The sequence below is a fragment of the Candidatus Seribacter sulfatis genome, assembly GCF_964187635.1.
Lineage (GTDB): Bacteria > Verrucomicrobiota > Verrucomicrobiia > Opitutales > Seribacteraceae > Seribacter > Seribacter sulfatis.
Window position 1 is genome coordinate 41,744 of record NZ_CAXLMO010000112.1, and the last position, 8,425, is coordinate 50,168.

Genomic DNA, 8,425 nt, shown 5'->3' on the forward strand with positions numbered 1-8,425 from the left:
AATGAATCCATTTGAATTTCATCAAAATCAGACACGCAGACAAATGATCGGGCTTGGTGCCCGTGGTTTAGGTGCACTGGGTGCAGCTCATCTGTTGAATCCATCACTGTTGAATGCAGCCGCATCTGAAGCATCGGACAAGTTTGCGGGTACTCTTCCCGGCCCTCATTTTAAACCCACGGCAAAACGGGTCATTTATTTATTCCTTTCCGGTGGCCCCTCACACATCGACCTGTACGACTATCATCCGGAAATGCGTGATTTCCACGGAAAAGAACTACCCGACAGTATTCGTAACGGTCAGCGTATAACCGGAATGACATCGAAGCAGTCCTCTTTTCCCTGTGTGGCTCCGATGTTTGATTTTACCAGGCATGGACAAAATGGTTCCTGGTTTAGTGATGCGATTCCCAACATTGCCAGTATTGCCGATGATATAACTTTGGTAAAATCAGTCCACACTGAGGCGATCAATCACGACCCCGCGATTACTGCGATCAACACCGGTTCCCAGCAACCTGGGAAACCATCCATGGGGGCGTGGCTTGACTGGGGAATGGGTAGCCCCAATAAAGATTTACCCGGATATGTGGTGATGATCTCTAAAGGGAAAGGAAATGCTCAGGCCCTCTACGACCGTTTGTGGGGAAGCGGATTTCTTCCCTCTAAGCATCAGGGAGTAAAATTTCGCTCGGCAGGAGATCCCGTGCTTTATCTTTCCAACCCCAATGGTATTTCGCGGGATATGCGCCGTAATATGCTCGATGGGATTGCCAAAATCAATCAGGCCAAGAAAATGGAAACGGGAGATTTGGAAATCGATGCCCGTATTGCCCAGTACGAAATGGCTTACCGTATGCAGACGAGTGTCCCCGAACTAGTGGACCTGAAAGATGAACCCAAGCATGTTCTCGACCTCTACGGCAAGGATGCCATGAAGAAAGGTACCTTTGCCCATAACTGCCTGATTGCCAGGCGACTGTCCGAACGCGGAGTTCCTTTCGTTCAACTCTTTCACCGTGGCTGGGACCAGCATAATAATTTGCCTAAGCAAATCCGGGGCCAGTGCAAAGATATTGACCAACCGGCCGCGGCATTGGTGAAGGACCTGAAGCAGCGTGGTCTTCTCAAAGATACAATCGTGGTGTGCGGAGGAGAGTTTGGTCGAACGATTTATTCGCAAGGAAAACTAACCAAGGACAACCACGGAAGAGACCACCATGGCCGGAGCTTTTCAATGTGGATGGCAGGCGGTGGTTTCAAAGCCGGGTTTGAATACGGGAAAACCGATGAATACGCTTATAATATCGTGGAAAACCCAGTTCATGTGAACGATCTTAACGCCACAGTATTACGGGCTCTGGGGATCGACCATGAACGGTTCACTTATAAATATCTCGGTCTCGACCAACGCCTCACCGGTGTGGAGCATCCCAAAATTGTACCCGACCTGCTTGCCTAAGATGCACGCGATGAGTGGTAAATCTGGGCAAGGTTTTCTATTTTTGCTTTGACCATTTACCCCTGAATCCACAGTACTTTTCACTGTGATTTCGGTGGTGGATAACAGAAAAGCCTTATTGGCGGATTGGCTTCAGGAAAAAACTCCCTTCCAGGGCGGTTCTCTTTCCATTGCCTCTGCGGATGCGAGTTTCCGGCGTTATTTTCGTTTAGTTCATCAGGGCCAATCCTATATCGTTATGGATGCCCCACCCGATTTGGAACCCTCCTTGCCCTTCGTGCAAATTGGGCAATGGATGAAGCAGTCGGCAATCCAAGTACCCGAAATCTTTGCCCAGGATCTTGAACTTGGCTTCTTAGTTCTTTCTGATTTTGGGGATCTCCACTACCAGGATGCCATAAAAGGGCCAAATCGAGAATCTCTTTACCAGTCAGCTATTGCGGAAATTATAAAGTTTCAAAATGCATTAACTGACTCCGAGGAAAAACTACCCCTTTTTGATCAGGCATGGCAAAAAAAGGAACTCGATATCTTTCGTGAATGGTGCCTCCCGGGAGTTCCTGACTCCGAGTATCTTCATTGTACTCAAACTCTTATTGAGCAGATTGACCGGATACCAAAAGCATTTATGCACCGTGACTTTCATTGTAGAAATCTACTTCTCTGCCCCAATGAGCAAGTGGGAATTATCGACTTCCAAGGAGCAATGCATGGACCGGTTACTTATGACCTGGTTTCTCTGCTAAGAGATTGCTATGTCGATAATGATGAAAATTGGATTAAGCAAACCACGTTACAGTTTCAGGATTCACTACTTTCTTCCAACCTTGAATATGCTCGGGTCGAAACAGATGAATTTATTCGTTGGCTCGATTTTACAGGCTTACAAAGGCATTTAAAATGTATCGGAATTTTTCACCGCCTTCACATTCGCGATCACAAGCCTGATTATATGAAAGAAGTGCCCCGGGTAATAAAATACATCAACACTGTGCTCGATCGAAACCCTCTATTACAAGATTTAAAGGAATTATTTAATCGAGCCAAAATTCTTACTTAATTATTTATGAAAGCGATGATTTTAGCCGCAGGTTATGGGAAAAGATTGCGCCCATTAACAGACCACACACCCAAGCCCTTGGTTTCAATTGGAGGAAAACCACTCATTGTACACCACCTCGAAAAAATCGCCCAAACAGGGATTAAAGAGGTAGTAATAAACCTGGGTCACTTGGGCGCCAAGATTCCCGAGGCGTTGGGAAATGGAGATACATGGGGACTTTCGATTCAATATTCCGAAGAAGGTCCCGATCCCCTTGAAACCGGAGGCGGCATGGCAAAAGCGTTGCCCTTACTAGGGTCTGAAACCTTTCTTCTAGTGAACGGAGATGTGTGGTGCGATTTGGATTTTTCTTCGATTCCCCGTTCGCTCGAGTCAAATGACCAATCTCTTCTTTACCTTGTCCAACAACCCGAATGGAGGGAGCGGGGAGACTTTTCACTTGTCAATGGACGCGTTGTAGAATCAGAGTCACCACAATACCTGTACGCCGGTATTGCTCTTTACCACCCCTCAATTCTAGAAGGTGCAAAAGTGGAAAAATTTTCAATTGTGCCGAGGCTAAAACAGGCAATTGCATCGGATCGAGTCGCAGGGATTCTCCATCAGGGAGAATGGGATGATGTCGGCACCCCCGAGCGCTTACATGCCATACAGGCAAATCATGGGAATTAAAATGGTTTGACCGATTTGTTCGGAGCCAGGCGGTCCCGATTCGATAATTCTTCCTCAGGGCCAAACGCATCAACACAATAAGCGACCACATTGCGCAAATTTCGATCCGAGATCTCTTGGGATGCCGCCGCCATTGCCTGTCCTCCAATATCCTGAGGGTGATACCCGCGTTCCCCCGATCGAAACTTTCTCATTTGCTCCAGAAAATACCAACCCTCCAGTCTTTGTAAGGAAGGAGCATTCAACAACCGGTTGCCCTCTCCATTCCCCCCATGGCAGGAAGCACACCTTTGGTTAAAATATTCCTTCCCCTCCTCCAAGCTACCCTGCACGGTCCGAATGGCAGGCAGTGGATCCTGTTCAGAAAACCAATTGGCCACATAAGCCAATTCAAAATCATCTTTTATTTTTCGCGCTCCAACCCCCATCAAATACTCGGAGCGATTCGAAGCCAATTTCCCGCGCACTCCCGAGCGAAATTTTTCTAATTGATCCATCAGGTACCACATTTCCATACCGTGTAATATAGGACCACGCTGGGCTTCTTTATTGCTGTGACAAAGCATACACTCTGCAACCAAAGTTTCCCCCCTTTGCGAATCACTCATTAACGCAACGGAGTCCTTCTTTACCTCCGGCACACAGGAAAACAACAGGATCGTGGTTCCAATAAAAATGAAAAATTGCATCAAGGTAATCATCGTGTGAACTACAATCTACAAATTTACCCAAACTCCTCAAGCGACAAAACAAATCCCTCTATGCTTTACCCTTGGCTCATCATCCTTCACAATAATCAAAATGTCTAGTATTTCCCTCCATAACATAAGCAAGGTATTTCCCGATGGGACACGAGCGGTACAGGAAATTAGTTTAGAGATTAGAGCAGGTGAATTCCTCGTCCTTGTCGGACCTTCCGGTTGCGGAAAATCGACATTACTACGATTAATCGCCGGTCTTGACGAACTTACTGGAGGATCGATTAAAATCGGAGGGAAAGATGCGGATTCGCTCCTACCCAAGGACCGAGACTTGGCACTGGTCTTTCAAAACTATGCTCTTTTTCCCAATCTATCCGTTTATGATAACCTTGCCTTTGGACTCAAGGCCAGAAAAGTTTCCAAAGTGATAATCAAAGAAAAAATTATTCCCGTCTCCCAAAGGCTCGGACTCGAGGAACTCCTTAAGCGAAAACCAAACGAACTCTCTGGTGGGCAAAGACAACGGGTTGCCTTAGGTCGATTACTCGTCCGCAATCCCAGTATCCACCTACTGGATGAACCATTGAGCAACTTGGATGCAAATTTACGCACATCCATGCGGCATGAACTGGCAAAACTCCACAACGAATATCAAAAAACCACCCTTTTTGTAACACACGACCAGGTCGAAGCAATGACGCTCGGACAACGGCTTTGCGTAATGAACCAAGGGCATATCATTCAAGTAGGAACTCCAACAGAAATTTATGATTTTCCCGAGCATCGCTTTGTGGCGGAATTTTTTGGATCCCCTCCAATCAATCTGTTTAAGGGCGAGATTCAAAGTGTTCAAAATAATTCCTTTTTTACCAACGGCTCAATTCAAATCCCTTTACCAAAGGATTCAGATCTTTCGGATAGAGAAATTGAATTGGGAATTCGCCCAGAAGATTGGACAGTTCATAATGAAGCACCTTCTCACTCCTTATCTGCAACACTCCAAAGAATTGAAAATTTAGGCGACACTCGTATTCTACACTTTTCAGCTCAGGAGAATGCTATAATAGCTAAATCAGAACTACGGGAATTTCGGGTGGGGAGACAGTATTTCCTGACCCCCCATTGGAACCGAGTTCATTGGTTTGACCTTCAAACAGAAAAGCGAGTCCTACGATAACGAGAGGTGGACCAGAGCAGTTTTCATTTTTCGAAAACAAACGGCAAAAAGAATCACCACTGGAAATAGGGATATGGTAGCGGCCGCCATCCCTACTGACTCCGGTATTCGATGACTGGAATCCCGGAGTTTTGATAATGCAATGGGCAAGGTGGTATTTTCATCATCCAAAAGCAACAACGGTAAAAGGTGTTCCTGCCAACTTAGGATAAAATGAAGCAGCCCATAAGTAATTAAAGAAGGTGCGACTAAAGGAAGTATCAGAAAAAATGTACGGGGAATAGAGAATCCTTCCACTTTTGCCAATTCCAGTAATTCGTTGGGAATCTTTCGAAATACCTGTGTAAAAAAAACAATCCCCAACCCACTGGCAATACCAGGAAAAATTAATGACCAACTTGTTCCCTGCAATCCAAGCCATAACATCCAATCAAACAATGGGACTGCCATAGCTTGTTTGGGAATCAAAATTACGAGAATTGCCACGCCAAATAAAAAGGATTTTCCACGAAAAGAATACTTGGCAAATACAAATGCCGCTGCTGCAGTAATCAAGGTGGCAAAAAGTGCCTGTAAACCAGAGATAAAAAGGGAATTGGAAAAAAAGGAATAAAAAGGAAGGTACTGCTCAGAAAATAAACTTTGGTAGGAATCTATCTCAAAATTTTCCGGAAAAAGTAAAGTGGGTTGGTAAATTTCGCGATTCGTCTTAAAAGACGACAGGAACATCCACAGGAAGGGATACAGACAGATAATGACCGATCCCGTCAAAATACAAAAAGAGATTAACTTTCTCATCGGAGAACCCACCTCCTCCGCCCCTGTAAAATTATAAATAAAAGCAACGCCGTAACAGGAACCACCAACAGACTCATCGCAGCCGCTCCCGGAAAATCAAATCGTCCCGAACCTCCTGGGAAAGCAACTTGGTACACATAGGTGACCAATAATAAACCGGAGTCTAATATTCCTCCCGAACCACCCAGTAGGTTATAGGCACCGGAAAACGAAGCAAAACCATCCACCACCAAGAATACCATTGCGAACAAAGCCAGATGCCAAAGATTTGGGATTAAGATTTTTCGAACCAATAACCATTTCCCTGCACCCTCAATTTTGGCCACCTCCCATTGCCAATTTGGAATTGCCTGTAATCCACAAAGAAAAAATAGGGTTACCATTCCCGTCCACCGCCAAACTGCCTGAATAATCAGCGAGGGCATAATAAAAGACGGATCCATCATCCAATTCACCGGTTCAAAACCGAGGGGAACTACAAGGTATTGATTCAATGCACCAGTTCGGCCATGAAAGAAGAGATAAAACAAAGTGGACAGGACACCGGGAAGTGCCAAACCGGGTATCATTAAACAAAAAACGAGCAGGCCCCGTAAAAATCCACTTAATTGAAACAGGCAGACAGACAGTATGAATGAAAGTGGAATGAGTAACAAAATCGAACCCAATACATAAATTAAAGTATTTCTTAAGGCTTTATAAAATTTTGCATCTTCGAGTACATTACTAAAATTTTGCAATCCAATATATTTTATATTGTCTCCCTGAATCACCTCAGAATTCTCTGGCAAATTCCAGGATAAGGAAAATGGGGGAGGCTTGGTACCTGTTGAGTCAATTATCTCCCGGTGGGGGGCTGTAAAAGTAGGACTTTGTAATGATAGATCGATCCCTAAAATCAGCGGAACCAACCAAAACAAAACCCAAAGTCCAAAAAAAGGAACAAGAAGCCAAAAAAGAGAGCCTTTTTCGTATTGAGACAGAACCAAAATCAGGAGAAAAAATTATCGATCGCGACCGCTATTTTTCATCGCATCTCTATACTGCTTGATCGCGTCTTTGGGGGACAACGCACCAAACATTACCGAACCGAAATAATTCTCCTGCATGAGGAAAATAGCCTGGGGCCGTCTTGGATCGACGACTACCGGTGGGATCTCCTTTGCGAGTTGGATCAATAACTCGCCAATGGACTGTTCAAAATATTCGTGTTTCGCCAACAGTCTTTCATCTTTCCATGAGGGCTGGTATGCCGGAAAGCTGTTTCCCTGTAAAAAACGCTCCGCATTGGCCTCCTTATTCTTCATCACAAACTCAATAAAGTCCCAAGACTCCTCCCTCTTTTTACTTCCCTTGCAAATCATGAGCCCCTGACCGGCAAAAGTGGCAGTTCGGGGCCCAAGTTCACCTTTCTCATTTCGCCAAGTGGGAAGTGGCATCATTCCCCATAATCCCTTCATCCCTGGCGCAAACTGTTGAAAAAGGTCAAGACCATACCAATCGGCTCCGGGCACGCAAAGCACTTCGCCAGTTTCCAAATCTCCGCTAAAGAAAACCGGATCGAAAATGGACCCTCTGTCTGGCATTACAGTAATTTGAGCTGCTGACATTTCGGCAAACTCCTCCAGCACTTCAAGTGCTTTCTCTTCATCTGGTAAAAAATTTCCTTTTTTATCAAATAAATCAGTCCCTTTTTGCCGGAGAAATACATCAAATAGTGTACCATCCAATGCCATAAATCGCTGGCCTTGGTCCTCCTGTAATTGTGCTCCCACTTCTGCCACATCGTCCCAAGTTTTTAAATCACTTGGCTTGATATCGAATTCTTCAAACAAATCCTTTCGATAATATAGCACCATCGCGCTAAGAGACTGGGGAACCCCCATCACCTTTCCTTTGTAAGTAAAAACCTCCAACCTCCTTGGATGTAAATCTTTGCTTAAACCGGATTTCTTCACTTTTTTTGTTAGGTCAACAAAAGGCGAATCTTCGTTCAAAAATACGCCAAAAAAAGTTTCATCCAACTGGACCATGTCGGGAATTCCCTGCCCCGACCGAATGGCAACTCCCAATTTATCAGGCATCTCGCGAAAACCGTATGCTTTCACGTTGATTTTGACATCATTTTGGGTCGCTTTCGAATACAACTCACCCATCTGTTCATAATAGACCTGGTCCTGGAAAGAACTGATCCAAATAACCAACTCTTTAGCACTGAGTGGACTCAAAACTGAAAGTACTGCGATTACAAATAAATAGAAATATGACTTTTTGGATTTCATTAGATGGTGTAATTATGCTCGAACCCCTAATCTTCGCAAGCTCGTACAGAAAATTAGTTTAAATTTTATTTATGAATATAAAATCTTTTTTTTGTATTTTTATCTTGTTTTGTGCAAATGGTATATCGAAAGTAAATATTTTATTTAACTCAAAACATTAAAATTATGAAAACAAGAAGGAGTATGGCCATTTTTGTACTCAAACAATTCATCCAACTGGATTTATTTCATGAAAAATATCAACGGTCAGGCTATCTTTTATGATTACCG

The 8,425-nt window shown here is 44.3% G+C and carries 8 protein-coding genes; 4 read left to right on the forward strand and 4 right to left on the reverse strand.

Annotation, left to right across the window (positions count from 1 at the left end; genetic code table 11):
- The first annotated feature begins 1 nt into the window (after position 1).
- The 3 genes from ACKPQ5_RS10300 (at position 2) to murU (ending at position 3,197) form a co-directional block, all read left to right on the forward strand.
- Positions 2–1,462 carry a DUF1501 domain-containing protein gene (locus ACKPQ5_RS10300; protein WP_407679023.1) on the forward strand — a complete coding sequence of 487 codons (1,461 nt, stop codon included), beginning with the start codon at positions 2–4 and terminating at the stop codon, positions 1,460–1,462.
- A gap of 97 nt (positions 1,463–1,559) precedes the next feature.
- A complete protein-coding gene (locus ACKPQ5_RS10305) occupies positions 1,560–2,522 on the forward strand; it encodes an aminoglycoside phosphotransferase family protein (RefSeq protein WP_407679024.1) in 963 nt (320 codons plus the stop codon).
- Between the two features lie 6 nt (positions 2,523–2,528).
- The gene (gene murU / locus ACKPQ5_RS10310; protein WP_407679025.1) at positions 2,529–3,197 is read left to right on the forward strand and encodes an N-acetylmuramate alpha-1-phosphate uridylyltransferase MurU; all 669 of its coding nucleotides are present in this window, start codon (positions 2,529–2,531) and stop codon (positions 3,195–3,197) included.
- Here murU and ACKPQ5_RS10315 read toward each other — a convergent pair.
- Positions 3,194–3,898, reverse strand: coding sequence for a c-type cytochrome (locus ACKPQ5_RS10315; protein ID WP_407679026.1), 705 nt, complete (start codon positions 3,896–3,898; stop codon positions 3,194–3,196). The genes murU and ACKPQ5_RS10315 overlap by 4 nt on opposite strands.
- Before the next feature lie 100 nt (positions 3,899–3,998).
- On the opposite strand from ACKPQ5_RS10315, the gene ACKPQ5_RS10320 reads away from it, so the two are divergent.
- Entirely contained in the window at positions 3,999–5,075 is a 1,077-nt protein-coding gene (locus ACKPQ5_RS10320; protein WP_407679027.1) for an ABC transporter ATP-binding protein, read from the forward strand.
- On the opposite strand, the gene ACKPQ5_RS10325 is transcribed toward ACKPQ5_RS10320, so the two are convergent.
- Genes ACKPQ5_RS10325 through ACKPQ5_RS10335 form a run of 3 tightly spaced genes read right to left on the reverse strand, consistent with a single transcriptional unit; the run spans position 5,067 to position 8,155 of the window.
- The gene (locus ACKPQ5_RS10325; RefSeq protein ID WP_407679028.1) at positions 5,067–5,873 is read right to left on the reverse strand and encodes a carbohydrate ABC transporter permease; all 807 of its coding nucleotides are present in this window, start codon (positions 5,871–5,873) and stop codon (positions 5,067–5,069) included. The genes ACKPQ5_RS10320 and ACKPQ5_RS10325 overlap by 9 nt on opposite strands.
- On the reverse strand, positions 5,870–6,862 hold the full coding sequence (locus ACKPQ5_RS10330) for a carbohydrate ABC transporter permease (protein ID WP_407679029.1): 993 nt from the start codon (positions 6,860–6,862) through the stop codon (positions 5,870–5,872). The genes ACKPQ5_RS10325 and ACKPQ5_RS10330 overlap by 4 nt, the downstream gene beginning before the upstream one ends.
- Before the next feature lie 15 nt (positions 6,863–6,877).
- Positions 6,878–8,155 carry an ABC transporter substrate-binding protein gene (locus ACKPQ5_RS10335; protein WP_407679030.1) on the reverse strand — a complete coding sequence of 426 codons (1,278 nt, stop codon included), beginning with the start codon at positions 8,153–8,155 and terminating at the stop codon, positions 6,878–6,880.
- Positions 8,156–8,425: the final 270 nt, after the last annotated feature.